At 58.1% G+C, this 14,167-nt stretch carries 16 protein-coding genes; 8 read left to right on the forward strand and 8 right to left on the reverse strand.

Features of this window, described 5'->3' with window-relative positions:
• Positions 1 to 12: 12 nt before the first annotated feature.
• Together FGU71_RS10710 and trhO are read right to left on the reverse strand one after the other, a co-directional pair.
• Positions 13 to 666, reverse strand: coding sequence for a glutathione S-transferase (locus FGU71_RS10710; protein WP_142788558.1), 654 nt, complete (start codon positions 664 to 666; stop codon positions 13 to 15).
• Positions 663 to 1,697 carry an oxygen-dependent tRNA uridine(34) hydroxylase TrhO gene (trhO, locus tag FGU71_RS10715; RefSeq protein WP_142788559.1) on the reverse strand — a complete coding sequence of 345 codons (1,035 nt, stop codon included), beginning with the start codon at positions 1,695 to 1,697 and terminating at the stop codon, positions 663 to 665. The genes FGU71_RS10710 and trhO overlap by 4 nt, the downstream gene beginning before the upstream one ends.
• A 156-nt stretch (positions 1,698 to 1,853) precedes the next feature.
• Between trhO and FGU71_RS10720 the strand changes: the two genes are divergently transcribed.
• Positions 1,854 to 2,522, forward strand: coding sequence for a DUF6946 family protein (locus FGU71_RS10720; protein ID WP_142788560.1), 669 nt, complete (start codon positions 1,854 to 1,856; stop codon positions 2,520 to 2,522).
• Between the two features lie 58 nt (positions 2,523 to 2,580).
• Here the strand turns inward: FGU71_RS10720 and FGU71_RS10725 are convergent, their stop codons facing one another.
• Entirely contained in the window at positions 2,581 to 3,660 is a 1,080-nt protein-coding gene (locus FGU71_RS10725) for a branched-chain amino acid aminotransferase (RefSeq protein WP_142788561.1), read from the reverse strand.
• A gap of 488 nt (positions 3,661 to 4,148) precedes the next feature.
• Positions 4,149 to 4,715: a hypothetical protein gene (locus FGU71_RS10730; protein WP_142788562.1), complete on the reverse strand. Its 567-nt coding sequence runs from the start codon at positions 4,713 to 4,715 to the stop codon at positions 4,149 to 4,151.
• A 34-nt stretch (positions 4,716 to 4,749) separates the two neighbouring features.
• Between FGU71_RS10730 and FGU71_RS10735 the strand changes: the two genes are divergently transcribed.
• Positions 4,750 to 5,538, forward strand: a complete 789-nt coding sequence (locus FGU71_RS10735; protein WP_142788563.1) for a TlyA family RNA methyltransferase — start codon at positions 4,750 to 4,752, stop codon at positions 5,536 to 5,538.
• 57 nt (positions 5,539 to 5,595) lie between these two features.
• On the opposite strand, the gene FGU71_RS10740 is transcribed toward FGU71_RS10735, so the two are convergent.
• The 3 genes from FGU71_RS10740 to FGU71_RS14285 all read right to left on the reverse strand — a co-directional run bounded on the left by FGU71_RS10740 (position 5,596) and on the right by FGU71_RS14285 (position 6,921).
• Positions 5,596 to 6,252 (reverse strand): DUF6969 family protein, encoded by a 657-nt coding sequence (locus tag FGU71_RS10740; RefSeq protein ID WP_142788564.1) that lies wholly within the window; start codon positions 6,250 to 6,252, stop codon positions 5,596 to 5,598.
• Positions 6,253 to 6,312: 60 nt separating this feature from the next.
• Positions 6,313 to 6,564: a hypothetical protein gene (locus FGU71_RS10745; RefSeq protein ID WP_142788565.1), complete on the reverse strand. Its 252-nt coding sequence runs from the start codon at positions 6,562 to 6,564 to the stop codon at positions 6,313 to 6,315.
• A 231-nt stretch (positions 6,565 to 6,795) separates the two neighbouring features.
• Positions 6,796 to 6,921: a hypothetical protein gene (locus tag FGU71_RS14285; RefSeq protein WP_267901818.1), complete on the reverse strand. Its 126-nt coding sequence runs from the start codon at positions 6,919 to 6,921 to the stop codon at positions 6,796 to 6,798.
• Here FGU71_RS14285 and FGU71_RS10750 point away from each other — a divergent pair.
• The 6 genes from FGU71_RS10750 (at position 6,920) to FGU71_RS10775 (ending at position 12,713) form a co-directional block, all read left to right on the forward strand.
• Complete coding sequence (locus tag FGU71_RS10750) at positions 6,920 to 7,468, forward strand: TspO/MBR family protein (protein WP_142788566.1); 549 nt, start codon at positions 6,920 to 6,922, stop codon at positions 7,466 to 7,468. The genes FGU71_RS14285 and FGU71_RS10750 overlap by 2 nt on opposite strands.
• A 108-nt stretch (positions 7,469 to 7,576) precedes the next feature.
• On the forward strand, positions 7,577 to 7,825 hold the full coding sequence (locus FGU71_RS10755) for an accessory factor UbiK family protein (RefSeq protein WP_142788567.1): 249 nt from the start codon (positions 7,577 to 7,579) through the stop codon (positions 7,823 to 7,825).
• 91 nt (positions 7,826 to 7,916) lie between these two features.
• Positions 7,917 to 9,905 carry a S9 family peptidase gene (locus tag FGU71_RS10760; protein ID WP_142788568.1) on the forward strand — a complete coding sequence of 663 codons (1,989 nt, stop codon included), beginning with the start codon at positions 7,917 to 7,919 and terminating at the stop codon, positions 9,903 to 9,905.
• 10 nt (positions 9,906 to 9,915) lie between these two features.
• The gene (gene recO, locus FGU71_RS10765; protein ID WP_142788569.1) at positions 9,916 to 10,518 is read left to right on the forward strand and encodes a DNA repair protein RecO; all 603 of its coding nucleotides are present in this window, start codon (positions 9,916 to 9,918) and stop codon (positions 10,516 to 10,518) included.
• Positions 10,519 to 10,525: 7 nt separating this feature from the next.
• Positions 10,526 to 11,584: a 3-isopropylmalate dehydrogenase gene (leuB, locus tag FGU71_RS10770; protein WP_142788570.1), complete on the forward strand. Its 1,059-nt coding sequence runs from the start codon at positions 10,526 to 10,528 to the stop codon at positions 11,582 to 11,584.
• Positions 11,585 to 11,597: 13 nt separating this feature from the next.
• Positions 11,598 to 12,713 (forward strand): glycosyltransferase, encoded by a 1,116-nt coding sequence (locus FGU71_RS10775; protein WP_142789100.1) that lies wholly within the window; start codon positions 11,598 to 11,600, stop codon positions 12,711 to 12,713.
• Here FGU71_RS10775 and FGU71_RS10780 read toward each other — a convergent pair.
• Positions 12,710 to 14,053, reverse strand: a complete 1,344-nt coding sequence (locus FGU71_RS10780) for a phospholipid carrier-dependent glycosyltransferase (protein ID WP_142788571.1) — start codon at positions 14,051 to 14,053, stop codon at positions 12,710 to 12,712. The two genes, FGU71_RS10775 and FGU71_RS10780, sit on opposite strands and share 4 nt — an antisense overlap.
• Between the last annotated feature and the right edge of the window lie 114 nt (positions 14,054 to 14,167).

Here is a 14,167-nt window from a genome sequence, read left to right on the forward strand (position 1 = left end):
ATCTTTGTGGACCTATGGCCCGAATGCGACCGGTTCATCGCCCGCTTTCCACGGCGTGAACTTGGGCATGATCGCTTTGAACAGATCAGAGGCAAGGTGTCCCTCGAGCCATTCCTGCACATGCGGCAGGCCCTGTTCGTCGAACCAGTCACGATCGGTGTTGGCGAATTGACGGATGAAGGGAAACAGCGCGATATCGGCCAGAGTGCGGGTGCCGCCGCACAGATGCTTGCTTGAGCCCAGTCGCGCGTCGAGATCGTTCAGGATCGCCAATCCGCCGGAACGGTGATCGAACCGGAAGGTGTCATCATCACCGCCTGCTTCATCGGGGTAACGGGTGGGGTATTTGTAGCGGTCAAGGTGATGTTTGAACGGGCCATCGTTGCGGGCGATCAGACCGGAATCATCGCCCGCCAGCCATCCCTCGGGATCGTTCTGCGAAAGCGCCCAGCGCATAATGGCGATGCTTTCGTCGATCACGGTTCCATCTTGGAGGACCAGCACCGGAACGGTCGCTTTGGCAGATGCCTCGGCAAGCTGAGGCGGCTTGTCGGCCAGTTTGACCTCGCGCAGTTCAACCGTGATCCCTGCCATCCATAGCGCCATGCGCGCCCGCATTGCATAGGGGCAGCGGCGGAAGGAATAGAGGGCGGGCAGCGCGCTCATTCGGTGTTTGCGTCCGAACCGGAATCTGGCGACAGGCCGGACGGGAAATTCGCCTCCCACCCGCCATCGGACAATTTCGGTGTGTCGTCATCGCTGGCCCTGGGCGCGGCGCCTACATGTATTTCGCCGCGCTGTTTTGCGAGCTGCTGCTGGCGTTGGCGCTCGGCATAGCGGGCGCGTTGTTGTTCGCCGCGTTCATTGATGCAATGCGGGCAGCTGACCCCGGCGGCATAATCATCCGAGGCCATTTCTGCCTTTGTCAAAGGCATCCGGCAGGCAAAGCATTGGCCGTATGATCCCAGCTCAAGCCCGTGTTTGACCGCCACGCGCTGATCAAAAACGAAACATTCGCCTTCCCATTTGCTGTCCTCTTCAGGAACCGTTTCGAGGTATTTGAGAATACCGCCTTTCAGGTGGAACACATCCTCAATGCCCTCGGAACGCAGGAAACTGGTCGATTTTTCGCAGCGAATGCCGCCGGTGCAGAACATCGCGACTTTCTTTTTACCCTCGAGCAATTCGTCGCGGTGTTCGCGAAACCACGTGGGAAATTCGCCAAAGCTTTTTGTTTTGGGATCAACCGCGCCTTTGAATGTGCCAACGGCGACTTCATAATCATTCCGCGTGTCGATTACGATGGTTTCAGGATCGCTGATCAGATCGTTCCAATCCTCCGGCGCGACATAGCGGCCCACGCTTGCGCGCGGATCGATATCCGGCTGGCCCATGGTCACGATCTCACGCTTCAGCCGGACCTTCATGCGGTTGAAGGGCATTTCATCGGCGTGGCTGAATTTCACTTCGGTTTCCGCGCAGCCGGGCAGGGCGCGGATATGTTCAAGAACGCTGGACAGCGCATTATGCGTGCCTGCGATTGTGCCGTTGATGCCTTCCTTCGCAAGCAGGATTGTGCCTTTGACACCCGCGCCGTCGCACGCCGCCTGAAGCGGGGCCTGGATCGCAGCGGGATCGTCAAAGCGCGTAAAGCGATAGAGCGCGGCGACTTGGATGGGTGATTGGTGGACCGGCATGGGGCCTGCGTTTAGCGTGGTGTGGCACTTGCCTGCAATAGCCACTGACGCGGCAGTCTTCAGGAAGCGTACTTGGGGCTTCTAATGTCCGATTTTGGGGTGGAAAGCGGGCAAGAGATATGCTGCAAATGATGCCTCACATTGTTATCGTAGTTCATGAGCAAAATACTTGTCCCTTCAAGCGGCCCTTCGGACTGGAAACAGTTCCTCGCAAAGCCAGACCTCCATTGGGCCAAAGGCTACTCAGCCCGAACCATGGCGTATTCTTGGGAGGATGCTGATACCCCGCCAAGCGAAGTTCTTGCTCTCATGGAAGAGGCGTTCGGGCCAGCAAAATTCTTATTCGGGGTGCCGGAGCACAAGACTGCATTGCCCGGCGGTTCCAGAGAAAGCCAATCAGATTTGTTCGCTTTGATGCGCCATGAAGAAGGGCTGGCTACTTACACTATTGAGGGGAAGGTCGATGAACCTTTCGGACCTACTGTAGGAGAGTGGAGCAAGAACGCGTCGGTCGGAAAGATTGAGAGGCTTGATTTCCTCTGTGCTACTCTGGGTATTTCGACATGTCCTCCCGATATTCGCTACCAGCTTTTACACCGCACAGTTTCAGCGCTCGTTGAAGCGGACCGTTTTGCAGCCAGCATGGCCGGAATGATCGTCCATTCCTTCTCACCAGAACTTAGATGGTCTCACGAATTCATCCGGTTTGCCGAATTGCTAGGTTGCGATATTAAAGTTGGGGAGGCGGCAGTTCTTGAAACGCCTTCGGGCAAGCCTTTGATGGTTGCTTGGGCCAGTGGAGATCAACGCTTCCGTGAGAAGTGACAAAATGACAGTCCGCAATTGGGTCGTTAGCGGACTGTCCGCATTCAGGCCTATGTGATCAAACCCGCATCACCCAGCCGTGTTTGTCCTCTAAACGGCCATGTTGCAGATCAACCAGGCGCTCGCGCATCTTCGTTGCCATTTGGCCGATGCCTCCGGTGCCGATGGTGAACTCGCCTGCGGGGGATGCGACTGTGCCGACTGGTGTGACGACCGCGGCGGTGCCGCAGGCCAGCGTTTCGAGCAGCGTGCCGTTTTCGGCTTCCTCGCGCCATTGGCTGATCGAATACGGCTCCTCGCGCACGTCGAGCCCTTCTTCGCGCAGCATCGCGATCAGGCTGTCGCGGGTGATGCCGGGCAGAATTGTACCGGTCAGCTGCGGCGTGATCACGCTGCCGTCGGCGCGGATGAAGAACAGGTTCATGCCGCCCAGTTCCTCGACCCATTTATGCTCGACCGCATCGAGGAACACGACCTGATCACAGCCATGGGTGATTGCCTCGGCTTGCGGGACCAGAGAGGCCGCGTAATTGCCGCCGGTTTTGGCCGCGCCCGTGCCGCCGGGGGCTGCGCGGACATAATCCTGCGACACCCAGATTTTGACCGGATTGACGCCGTTTTTGAAATAATTGCCCGATGACACGAGGATCACGACAAATTTGTACTGCTTTGCCGGACGCACACCGAGGAAAGCCTCGGACGCGAACATGAACGGGCGGATATACAACGATCCGCCTTCGACCTGCGGCATCCAATCCGCATCCGCGTTTACCGCTTCGCGAACCGCAGCCAAAAACAGGTCTTCGGGAATTTCCGGCATCGCCATGCGGCGCGCGCTGGCGTTGAAACGCCGGGCATTGGCCTCTGGCCGGAACAGCGCAAGGCCGCCATCGGCATGCGGAAAGGCTTTCATGCCTTCGAAAATTTCCTGCGCATAATGCAAAACGCTGGCCGCAGGATCGAGCGGTATTGCCTGGCGCGGGCCGATTACCGGTGTCTGCCAGCCGCCTTTTGCCTCGTCATAGTCGATAGTGACCATGTGATCGGTGAAGACTTTGCCGAAACCGGGATCTGCAATCGCGGCCGCACGCACATCATCGGGCGTTGGCGAGGGGTGGGGAAGTTTCGTGAATTTCATAGCGGAGGCAGATAATAGGGTGCGCGGACGGGGGCAAGGATTGTGTTTGCGCCAGGAGGCCATGCGTACGGCAAAAACAAAAAGGGCGGTTTCGCCAAATGGGGAAACCGCCCTTCATGGTCAGCGGCCGGAAGTGCCGCTCACGAAACCTCACTCAGTAAGGATAAAGTTACCGAGTATGCTCCGTAGGGATCTTCACCGACCTCGCTACTGAACCATGAGACATCGGATCACCTCCTTTCGCGCTTGAAAGCCAAGACCTCGCCGTTTCACCGGGGGCCGAAGTTTGCGTTCGCCGCTAACCTCAAGCACATATTTGAGTCCTATCGGGTGTGAACGCAAGACTTGAAGAAATCTTTTCCCACGTCATACTAGCGCGCTTCCACCACATCACGGACCGCGCCGCCCCTGAGGATGCCCTTGGGCGGCAGTGATTATGGGTGCGCAAAGACTGCTATCTGTGGATAGCGGCAAAAGAATCGCTGCCTTTACCGGCAATCCTCGATCACTCGGGTGACCTCGACCCATGCGGGCAGGTAGAGTGTGCGCTGGCCTTCGACCTCGACGGCAAAACGCCCTTTGGTGATGGCCATCGCATCAAGCAGGGTGTCGTTTGCGGGCACATCCACCGTCAAATAAGGATTGGTGTCTTCGGCCTGGAGCACTTGAAAAGTCCGCGCTGTTGTTTCTGTGCGGATGCGCATGGCGCGGGGAGAGGCGCTGGTGCCAGAGCGCCAAAAGCCGATTGCTGCGTCCCTGCGGTTGCAGGAAAGCAGGAATTCGCCGTTGCCATCCGGAGCAACGAAGACTGCAATCGGTCCTGCGGCGCTTTGTTGATATCGCCATGTCCCCGGCGTTTGCGGCGCGTCGAGATAGTTTTCGTATCTCGGTTCCTGAATGGCAGGCACCGGATCGCGCGATGGAGCAGGGGCCGGAGCAGCCACAGGCACGGTGGGTTCCGGCGGCAGCAGCGGCACATTAATCGACGGGACACAGGCGGCGATTGCGGCGGTAAGCGCAATGGCGCCAGCGGTTTTTAGGTAGATTGCTTTCATGCGCCCTAAATGGTCGCTATTGGCTGAAGCGTCCATGACCAAACACGACCAATCCTCGAAAAAATCGGGCAAATCGCCTGAAAAACCGCACAAAAAGATGCGCGTTGATCATTTGCTTGTCGAACGCGAACTGGTGGAAAGCCGCACCCGGGCGCAGGCTTTGATCATGGCGGGCGTCGTATTTGCGGGTGAGAACAAGGTTGAAAAGCCCGGACAACAGATCGCGGCGGACGCCCCGCTCGAAGTGCGCGGGCGCGATCACCCATGGGTCAGCCGCGGCGGGATCAAATTAGCCCATGCAATCGAGCACTTTGGCCTCGACCCTGCGGGCGCAGTGGCGATGGATGTAGGCAGTTCCACCGGCGGCTTCACCGATGTCTTGCTCACACACGGCGCAAGCCATGTCTTTGCCGTTGATAGCGGCACCAACCAGCTCGCCTGGAAGCTGCGTCAGGATCGCCGGGTGACAGTTTACGAGCAAACCAGCGCGCGGATTCTGACGCCCGAACAGATTGATAAACCGGTCAGCTGGGTCGTGTGCGACGCGAGCTTTATCAGCCTGGCAAAAGTGCTTGAGCGCCCGCTGGAACTCGCAGCGCCCCAATGCCGGCTGGTCGCGCTGATCAAACCGCAATTCGAAGTCGCCCGCGCAGAAGTGGGCAAGGGCGGCGTGGTGCGCGACCCCGTGCTGCACACACGTGTTTGTGAAGAGGTTCGCGAATGGTTAGAGGGGCTTGGGTGGGATATCGAAGGCATCGTCACAAGCCCGATCACCGGCCCTCAGGGAAATGTGGAGTTCCTGATAAGCGCGGTCAGGGGCTGAAATCGCGCGCCAGATGGCGTCCAAAAGCCAAAAATCAAAAATCAAAAAGCAAAAAGCCTAAGCCAGATCAAGTCCATTGATCTTTGCGTCCAGATCGATCGGGATTTGTGACAGAACCTCTACGCCGCTCTCTTTTTCGAAAGCCGTATCGCCATGTTCGGCAAACAATTCTGCCTGCCGCGCATCGCGCTGTTTCAAAAGCTCGGCAATCTCATCTCGGTATAGCGCAACCATGGCGGTGACAAAACGGTTCACGCAGTCGTCTTCCTGCGTGTGATCGACGTTGAAGTCGGACAGGTGGTTGATCATCACATCGGCAGGATACAGAAATTCATTGGTGACAAAGCGGTTCACTGTGAACCACGATGCCGGAATACCATTTGTATCGATCGATAGGCAGATAAGGTGCGTGACATGCGCCTTGGCATCTTCACCTTGAGGCGGCCAGACTTTGGGCTCCAACCCTTCGGGAAGCTGGGTGCGGTGCAGGAACAGGTGGAAATGACCGTGTTCCTTTACGTCCCGCGTGCCGGGGGCATGGACATGATAATACCAGCGCGATTTGCAGTGTTTGTCGCGCGCATCTTTCTTTGGATAGTGCGTCCAGAAATGCACTTCGTCTTCGGGCACGACGCGCAGCATCAGGGGGCGCTGTTCCTGCGCCATCTGCGTGATGGTTTCGATAACAGTATGTGCGGCTTTGATCTGATCCATAACTCGCTGCCTTAAAAACAAAAACGGTCGACAGCAACTTCGTGCTATCGACCGAATTCGTTACGCTAATGCGTGAAGAGTATGCGTCTGCTTATTCAGCAGCGGCACAGCAACCTTCAGCTGCACAGCAGCCTTCGGCGTAGCAGCCTTCAGCTTCACAACCAGCAGCTTCACAGCCTTCAGCTGCACAGCAACCTTCAGCGGCACAGCAACCAGCTGCACAATCGGCAACCGCAGTGGTGTCAGCTTCGGTCGCAGCGTCTTCAGCAGGAGCCGAACATGCAGCAGTTGCAACAGCAAGGCCGCCAGCAACAGCCAGCATAGAAGCAAAGTTGGTCTTTTTCATAATATCGTTCCCCATATTGGACCATAGAAGATCCAGAAACATTAGGGACGCGCAAAGGAAATACGTCTTGCCGCAGTGCGCCCCGAATCACGGCAAGAATGTGGCGAAGCTATCACAACGTCTGCAAAACGCACATGCATTATCTCTGGATCGGTCGAGAAAGTCCGCAAATAACGGTTTTCAGCCAAAAACTGCGATCACCCCTGTGGGAAAACTGGCGTTGCACCTGCCAGTGTGTATCGATCATTGTCATATCGGTGATGGCGAATCGTCACCCACAGATACGGCATTTCCGGTGCAGTCTGCACAACAGGAGAACGCATGAATATTCTGGCTTCCAAAGCGCAGTTGCGCGCAAGTTTCTTGCGTTGGGCGCTGTTTCTGGTGCCTTTGATCGTGCTGCTTGGTTTTGTGGCGGGGCAGGCGGGCGGACCTGATACCGCCTGGTTTCAAAGCCTGAACAAACCTGCGATTTTCCCGCCGCCTGCCACTTTTGGAATCGTCTGGTCGATCATTTATGTGTTGATCGGGTTTTCGCTGGCTTTGGTGGTCAGCGCGTGGGGCGCCTATGGTCGCAGGTTTGCGATCATCGTGTTCGCACTGCATTTTATTGGCAATCTGGCGTGGACGCCGGTGTTCTTCGGAATGCAGAATATGACTGCGGCTCTGTATGTCATGGGATATCTGGTGGTGACCTTGCTCGGCGTGATGGTCCTGTTTTGGCGGGTCCGAAAGCTCGCGGCGGTCTTGCTGGTTCCCTACCTTGCATGGGGGATTTTTGCGGCTGTCCTGAATTACCAGTTCATCGCGGAAAATCCCGATGGCGGGGATCCGACCGAAACCGGCGTGGTTGAACGCGTCACATTGTAGGCAAGACACTGTAGGCAAAACATTACAGGCAAATTGGGCGATAGAAAAAACGCGCTTCGGACCAGCGATACTCTGGACAAGTCGCACGGCCTTCACCAAATAGCCTGTATGCAAAGTGAAAACCCGATCATCGCCGACTTCGTCAAACTCGCAAACAGCGCCGCTGGCACCATGGCCGGCATGACGCGCGAAGCCCGTGAAAGCGCGCGTGAACGCATGCGCGAAGCAATGGGCGGCGTGGATTTTGTCAGCCGCGAAGAATTCGACACGGTGAAAGCCATGGCACAAAAAGCCCGCGAACAAGCCGATGCGCTTGAAGCGAAGGTCGCCGAACTCGAAGCCAAGCTGGGCAAATAAACGCTTAAAAGCCCGCACACGCGGGATTGCACTCACAACCTGATCCTTTAGGCTGGCCGTGTCGCAACCACGCCAGAACCTTGAGGTATTCATGATCCGCACATCTTTGCTTGCTGCCACCGCTCTCGCCCTGCTGCCCGCTACCGCGCAGGCTCAGGATGACGAGGAAACTTTTGGCGGCGCCAAAGGCGCAGACCTTTCCATCGAAGCGATGGAGCCCGATGGCAGCGAGGTAACAATCGGACGGGCAGGGCAGTACCCGGCGGATATCGCGCGCTATCTGCTTGCCAGCGGAGCAGGCGCAGCCAACCTTTCACCAGACGGGGAAACCATCGCGTTTTCCTGGAATGTCACAGGCGAAAGCGAAATCTGGGTCATGCCAGCCAGCGGCGGTCAGCCGCAGCAAGTCACATTCAAAACCGGCGTGCGCGCGCCGATCTGGACACCCGATGGCACCAGCCTGTTTTATTCCGCGGATCGCGATGGGAATGAACAGCCGGGCTATTTCGCGCTAACGCCGGATGGACAATCCGAAACAGAAGTCTTGCCCGCAGCGCGCGGCGATTTTCGTATCTTTGGCGATTTTGCCGCCGATGGCAGCTTTATCTACGCCTCTACCGCTCGCGGGGCGGGCGTATTTGATATCTATCGCGGCACGATGGACGGCACCAGCGAGCTGATTGTTGAAAGCGAGCTGGGCCTGGCTGCGCGTTCAATTTCGCCCGACGGCAAATATGCAATCGTGACAGAGACGGTGGGCGAGGATGCCGACAATCTCTATCTGCTCGATCTGGCGACCAAAGAGATGAAAACCATTTCAAAACCGCCGGTGGAAGACCGGGCCAGCCATACGCTGGGCGGGTTTGAATGGTCGGACGATTCGGCTGCATTCTATTTCTCGACCAACAAAGATCGCGAATTCGGCGCGTTGTCGCGTTATGAATTGGCAGAAGGCGTCGTGGCGACTGCGTTCGAACCCGAAGCCGACGTCGAGAATATCGAACTTTGCGGCATCGACAGCGCGATCATCGCCTATACCGAAAACCATAACGGGTTTGACCGGCTGTTTCTGCGCAACAACGAAAACGGCGAGGAAATCCCCGTGGTCGCTTTACCCGAAGGCAAATTCAGCCTCGATTGCGAAGGCGATGAGGTTCCGAAATTGCTCGTGCGGGTCAATGGCTGGAAAACGCCCGGTGAAATCTGGATGATCGATGCGCTAACGGGCGCAGGCGAGCGGGTTTTTGCCGGTAATCTTGCCGGCCTTGATCCCAACCGTCTGATCGCGCCGAAAGTTGTGCGTTATAAAGCGCGTGACGGGGTCGAGCTGCAAGGCTTGCTTTATTTACCAGCGGGAGCCGGAACAGGCGAAGATGCGCCGCCGGTAATTTTCGATGTGCATGGCGGCCCGTCGGGTCAGTCGCAGGCATATTTTGAGCCTGTCACCCAATATCACGTGGCGCGCGGCGTTGCGGTGTTCCGCCCTAATGTTCGCGGAAGCACCGGGCTGGGGCGGACATATTCCACGCTGGATGATCGCGAAAACCGGCTGGATTCGGTGCGCGATCTGGTTGATTTGAAAGAGGCGCTGGCTGCTGATGGCTTGATCGACGGCGACCGCGCGGCTGTAAAAGGCGGATCATATGGCGGCTATGCCGTGAACGCGGTGCTCGCGGAATTTCCAGACAGTTTTGCAGCGGGTATTTCCCTGTTCGGTGTGGCCGATTGGGTCACCGCGCTCGAAATTGCATCGCCTTCGCTAAAAGCGGCGGACAGGATCGAATATGGCGACATTTCCGAAGCCAAATGGCGCGAATATTACACCGTCAATTCCCCGATCCGCAAAGCCGATCAGATCACGGTGCCGGTGCTGTTCTCTCACGGCGTAATGGACCCGCGGATCGACATCATGGAAACCGAAACCATGGTCAAAACGCTGCGCGGCAATGATGTGCCCGCGCCCTTTATCCGCATCCCGGATGAAGGCCACGGCTGGCGCAAGCTGTCCAACCAATTGTTCTATTACCGCAAGGAAGCGGAATTCATCGAACAGCAATTGGCCGCTTCGCAAGGCGAATGATGGTCTGCCGATGCACATAACCGCGCCCGCTTTGCTGATCGCGAGCCGGGCTCATGGAGAAACGGCGGTTATTGCGCGGCTTCTAACCGAGGATCACGGTTTGGTAGCCGGTTTTGTCGCGGGCGGGCGCGGGCGGCACATGCGGCCTGTGATGATCCCCGGCAACCGTGTCGCGTTGGAACTGCGGTCAAAGTCCGCCACGCAGTTGCCCTTTGCCAAGGTGGAATTGGAGGAAAGCCGGGGTCCGTTGATGACGGAACCGCTGGCGGCCGCAGCGATCACCTGGGCCTGCGCGCTTACGGCCACAACTTTGCCAGAGGATTATCCTTATCCCTCCCTGTATCAGGCGCTTGATGCGCTGCTGAACGCGATTGGCAATGCTGCTTCGGCGCGCGGCTGGGTGGCGGCGATGGTGATGTACGAGGCGATGGTGCTGCGCGAATTGGGCTATGGCGGCGCGCGCCCCGATATGCAGGCCGATCTGGAGGGTCAGATTGATGCTTTTCGCAAACTGCACGCTCCAATCGGGCGCTACTTGCTTGCCGACACGAAAAGCGATGTTATGGCCGCCCGCGTCGCTTTAGGAGAGCGGCTGGTGCGGATGGTAGAGTGAGAAAGTTATGAGAATCGCGGTTTTGCCCGGCGACGGTATCGGTCCAGAAGTCACACGCGAAGCGGTGCTGGTGCTTGAGGCGCTCGGTCTGCCGGGCCTTACCCTGTTTGACGGCGACGTGGGCGGTATCGCGTATAAGCGCCACGGCCATCCATTGCCCGAAGAAACGCTCACCATTGCCAAAGCATGTGATGCGGTCCTGTTTGGCGCTGTGGGTGATCCTGATTGCGACAAGCTGGATCGGCATTTGCGCCCTGAACAAGCGGTGCTGGGTCTGCGCAAAGAGCTGGGCCTGTTTGCCAATCTGCGTCCGGCCAAAGTGTTTGCCGGGCTTGAACACCTGTCCCCTTTGAAACCGGAAATTGCCCGCGATCTTGATCTGTTGATCGTGCGCGAGCTGACGGGGGATGTGTATTTTGGCAAGAAAGGCATCCGCCAGAACGAATCCGATGAACGCGAAGGCTGGGACATGATGTCCTATTCCGAAAGCGAAGTGCGCCGTATCGCCCGCGTCGCATTCCGTTCGGCGCGGCTCGGGGATTGCCGGGTGTGCAGCGCGGACAAGGCGAATGTGCTGGAAACCAGCCAGGTATGGCGTGACACAGTGATCGACGCGGCCAGCGCGCATCCCGATATCGATTTGACCCATATGTATGTCGATAATGCCGCGATGCAGATCATCACCAATCCGGCCCAATTCGGTGTGATCCTGACAGGCAATCTGTTTGGCGATATTTTGTCCGATCTGGCAAGCGCAGCGGTCGGTTCGATCGGCCTGTTGCCCAGCGCATCCGTGGGCGATCGCAAGACCGAGCACGGCCTGTTTGGCCTGTATGAGCCGATCCATGGCAGCGCGCCCGATATTGCGGGACAAGGCAAAGCCAATCCGATGGCCACTATCCTTTCGGTTGCGATGATGCTGCGCAATTCCTTTGGCAAAGAGGCAGAGGCAGCGCGGATCGAGCACGCGGTTGAAACCGCATTGGCAGACGGTATTCGCGGCGGCGATCTGGGCGGAACGCATGGCTGCGAGGCGATCGGCGCGGCGGTGCGCGAGCGTCTCTGATCCCGGCCACGCCATGGCGCTTGATCTTGCGATCATCCTCCCCACTCTGAATGAGAGCGGCAATCTGGCGCCGTTGATTGACCGGATCGGGGCCGCGCTGGATCCTGTTATCGGACAGACGGGCTGGGAAGTCCTGATTGTGGATGACAACAGCAGGGATGGCACCGCCGATGAAGCGCGCGCACTGGCGCGGGCTGACACGCGGGTAAGGGTAATTCAGCGGATCGGACGGCGCGGATTGTCCAGCGCCGCGATTGAAGGGTTTTGCGCCACAGCTGCGCGTTATGTGGCGGTGATGGATGCGGACCACCAGCATGATCCCGCCTTGCTTCCCAAGATGCTAGCGAGCCTGAAAGCGGGCGAGGCGAATATCTGCGTCGCCAGCCGCTTTGCCGAAGGCGCAAGCACCAAAGATTGGGCCGATCCTGAACGTGAGAGATTGTCCGGCATGGCCAATGCGATCGCGCGCCGGATTACCGGAGTTGATCTGAGCGATCCGATGAGCGGATATTTCATGCTGCCGACCGAAAAGGCACGGGCGCTGGTCCCGCGCCTGTCCGGTATCGGGTTCAAAATCCTGCTCGATTTGCTCGCGACTTCCCCGAAAACACTGGGCGCGCCGATGCAGGTGAAAGAATTCCCGCTCAATTTCGCGCCAAGACGCGAAGGGGAAAGCAAGCTGGACCGAGCGATCGCACTCGATTTTCTGGCCGGATTGTATGAGAAAACTCTGGGCCGCGTGATCCCGACCCGATTTGCCTTGTTTGGCACAGTCGGCGCGCTGGGTGTGATCGTCCACATGGCGGTTCTTAGCGCGCTGTTATTGGGATTGGGTGAGGGGTTTGTATTTGCTCAGGCCATTGCCGTGTTCGCCGCGATGAGTTTCAATTTCTGGCTCAACAACTGGCTTACGTACCGCGACAAACGGTTGAAGGGCTGGGGCAAGGTTCTGCGCGGTTGGGCCGGGTTCTGCGCAACCTGCGCCGTGGGCGCGTTCGCCAATGTGGCGGTTGCTACTGTTTTGGAGAGCCAAGGGATCTATTGGGCGCTTTCCGCGCTGGCCGGGATCATGATCGGGGCAGTTTGGAATTATGCGTTGAGCAGCCGGTTTGTCTGGGGCCGGTTTTAACGCCAGCCCGCGATCCATGTCCAATTGGCAAAGCTCATTGGTCCATCCAGCGGCGCGGCTGTCAGGATTGGAAAGAAGATCGCAAACACCGCTGTGCTTGCCCCAAGCGCCGCGTAGCTGATCCAGCGGTGTCTGGCGCTGCCATGCAGGTCGCTCAAAAACAGGGCCAGCGCCGCGAGCAGGAAACAGCTCGGTACGGCATAATGATAATAGAACTGCACCGGCTTGGGCGCGATCAGCCATAGGCCAAGGCTGACGCCGTATCCGATCACAATACCGACCTTTGCCCAGTCATTCCGGCCAAACCCTGTAACCAGACACCATAGCAGCGCCGGCAGGCCGAGCAGCATTGTCAGCGGGTTTCCGATCAGCAGCACGCCGCGCTGCGCACCGTCGGTGAATTCATACAGATACCAGATGCCGCGCGTATTGGTTACCCATTGCGCCCAAGTGCTCTGATAGGAATGCGGCGTGATCACTTGCTGTTGCAGAGCGATGATTTCCTGATGCAGACCGATCAGGCCAAGCTGTGAGAGAGGCGAGGGGGCCGTGCCTGCCGTTAGCCAGTACCCTGGAATGAAAGTCGCGCTGTAAATGGCCATGGGCAAAACGCCGAGCCAGACAAATGCCTCTGCCAGCGAAATGCCCGGTACAGGCACGCCCCGCTTGCTAAAAACCAAGCGGCGGCGACCGGCGGAAAGGCGCGCGGCAAAAAATGTCAGCCCCGGCGCCATCGCGAGCGGCACCGCATTCCATTTGGACGCCAGCGCGCAGCCTATCGCGATCCCTGTCAGGGCGAGCCGCCAGCGGCCTGTTTCCGGCTCGCGGATCGCAGCGGTAAACTGCCAAGCTGCCAAAGCCAGAAAACACAACATGAAGATGTCGAGAATGGCGATGCGGGCATGGACAAAGATATGAAAACCCGTCGCCAGCAGCACGCCATACGCAATCACGGCGAACCGTTCATGGCTGGCGTGCCAGATCGCTCTCATCCCCGCGCCCACGGTGATTATTCCCGCAATCAAAGGCATGATGCGCCAGCCCAGCGGATTATCGCCCAGCAGATAAATACCCAGCGCGATCAGCTCTTTACCCAGCAAGGGATGTTCGCGGTTGAGATACTCACCGCCGGACAACAGCTCGCGCGCGGCGGGCAAATAGTGCACTTCGTCAAAATATGGAGCGGAAGGGATCGTCAGCCGGATCGCTGCCAGCGCACCAAACAACACGGGCAGGGCAATGCACCACGCCCACGGATCGCTCGCCATGACGCGCAGATCATCGCCCGATCCGGCCGGTGTTTCAGAACCCTGTTCGCTGGAAAAAACCGCCTCGCTCATCGCCGATGACGCTTAGGCAGACGCCATGCAGGCGGCAAGTGTGTTTATGGATTGGCAGGGTGGCCGATAGTCTGAACAGGCGGGCTAGGAGCGGGCGATCTTGAAATGGGCAGG

This window comes from Erythrobacter insulae, assembly GCF_007004095.1.
GTDB classification, from domain to species: domain Bacteria; phylum Pseudomonadota; class Alphaproteobacteria; order Sphingomonadales; family Sphingomonadaceae; genus Erythrobacter; species Erythrobacter insulae.

What these genes read in the sequence shown, in the direction of transcription:
- FGU71_RS10710 (WP_142788558.1), bottom strand. Translation starts at nt 666, where the DNA reads ATGAGCGCGCTGCCCGCCCTCTATTCCTTCCGCCGCTGCCCCTATGCA.
- trhO (WP_142788559.1), bottom strand. Translation starts at nt 1,697, where the DNA reads ATGCCGGTCCACCAATCACCCATCCAAGTCGCCGCGCTCTATCGCTTT.
- FGU71_RS10720 (WP_142788560.1), top strand. Translation starts at nt 1,854, where the DNA reads ATGAGCAAAATACTTGTCCCTTCAAGCGGCCCTTCGGACTGGAAACAG.
- FGU71_RS10725 (WP_142788561.1), bottom strand. Translation starts at nt 3,660, where the DNA reads ATGAAATTCACGAAACTTCCCCACCCCTCGCCAACGCCCGATGATGTG.
- FGU71_RS10730 (WP_142788562.1), bottom strand. Translation starts at nt 4,715, where the DNA reads ATGAAAGCAATCTACCTAAAAACCGCTGGCGCCATTGCGCTTACCGCC.
- FGU71_RS10735 (WP_142788563.1), top strand. Translation starts at nt 4,750, where the DNA reads ATGACCAAACACGACCAATCCTCGAAAAAATCGGGCAAATCGCCTGAA.
- FGU71_RS10740 (WP_142788564.1), bottom strand. Translation starts at nt 6,252, where the DNA reads ATGGATCAGATCAAAGCCGCACATACTGTTATCGAAACCATCACGCAG.
- FGU71_RS10750 (WP_142788566.1), top strand. Translation starts at nt 6,920, where the DNA reads ATGAATATTCTGGCTTCCAAAGCGCAGTTGCGCGCAAGTTTCTTGCGT.
- FGU71_RS14285 (WP_267901818.1), bottom strand. Translation starts at nt 6,921, where the DNA reads ATGCGTTCTCCTGTTGTGCAGACTGCACCGGAAATGCCGTATCTGTGG.
- FGU71_RS10755 (WP_142788567.1), top strand. Translation starts at nt 7,577, where the DNA reads ATGCAAAGTGAAAACCCGATCATCGCCGACTTCGTCAAACTCGCAAAC.
- FGU71_RS10760 (WP_142788568.1), top strand. Translation starts at nt 7,917, where the DNA reads ATGATCCGCACATCTTTGCTTGCTGCCACCGCTCTCGCCCTGCTGCCC.
- recO (WP_142788569.1), top strand. Translation starts at nt 9,916, where the DNA reads ATGCACATAACCGCGCCCGCTTTGCTGATCGCGAGCCGGGCTCATGGA.
- leuB (WP_142788570.1), top strand. Translation starts at nt 10,526, where the DNA reads ATGAGAATCGCGGTTTTGCCCGGCGACGGTATCGGTCCAGAAGTCACA.
- FGU71_RS10775 (WP_142789100.1), top strand. Translation starts at nt 11,598, where the DNA reads ATGGCGCTTGATCTTGCGATCATCCTCCCCACTCTGAATGAGAGCGGC.
- FGU71_RS10780 (WP_142788571.1), bottom strand. Translation starts at nt 14,053, where the DNA reads ATGAGCGAGGCGGTTTTTTCCAGCGAACAGGGTTCTGAAACACCGGCC.